The 876-nt window shown below is 40.8% G+C and carries 1 protein-coding gene; it reads left to right on the top strand.

Going from position 1 to position 876, the window contains the following annotated elements; translation table 11 throughout:
• The coding region (locus ACT3RN_RS15895) for a helix-turn-helix transcriptional regulator (protein ID WP_444518845.1) at nt 1-876 on the top strand (876 nt) is incomplete at both ends.

The following is an 876-nucleotide window of genomic DNA, read 5'->3' as shown; positions in this document are numbered from 1 at the left end:
ATCAACGCCTGCCACGTAGTAAAGACAAGGCTATCTCACTCACGGAATTAATGAGTGTCTATGGCGATAACCCTGACCATTACGCAAACGAGCGTAAAAATTTAGAGAATGACCTAACGAGTCTCAATCAAATGTTCAGTGACGTCTTTCACAGCGATGCTTTAATGCGTCTGCCAGCTTGGAGTCAGAATATCAGCGGCAAGACCGCACGGTTTTATATTGAGCCAAGTTTTAGTATCGATGTCATTAATGAGCAAACGGTGTTCTTTTGGCAGATGCTTGATAAATATACCGCAAACTATTTACCAACGTCTTTCAAGCAAAGTATTAGCGATAAGCTTAGTCAATTACACCGACAAGATAAGACCAGCTTCAATCAAAGTAAGCTAGGGCAGTGGCAAGATCATCTCATTACCCTGCCTAGTATCGTACAAGCACCAAAGCTTGATAGTGAGGTGCTGGTTAGCATTCATCAGGCGTTATTACACAACAAGCAGCTTCAAATCAGCTATCAAAACAAATGGCGTGACAATCCTACCGTTAGAGTAATCTATCCTAGAGGACTTATTTTTATCGACAATATGATCTATCTTACTGGGTTTAATCCAACGAATGATCATATGGATGATAATGTCTTATTAAAGGCACATCGGAATTTTGCGGTTAATCGTATTGAAGCAGCTGAAGTAACAGAGCAGTTGGTACCGGACTGGGTAGAGCGCAATGCTTTCACTCTTGAGAATCTACGTAAGCTAGGAAAGTTGGAATTAAATAATGGTTTAAAAATCGGACTGGTTCTAAAGGTGCAAAAATATGCCTGCCAGCATTTATATGAGCGGCCGTTATCATCTACTCAAACGATTACGGTTATCGATG

Source organism: Psychrobacter sp. AOP5-GZ1-6 (assembly GCF_052376345.1).
Classification (GTDB): domain Bacteria; phylum Pseudomonadota; class Gammaproteobacteria; order Pseudomonadales; family Moraxellaceae; genus Psychrobacter.
The sequence above is the reverse complement of the archived record's forward strand: the minus strand, read 5'-3'. Positions and strand labels throughout refer to the sequence as shown.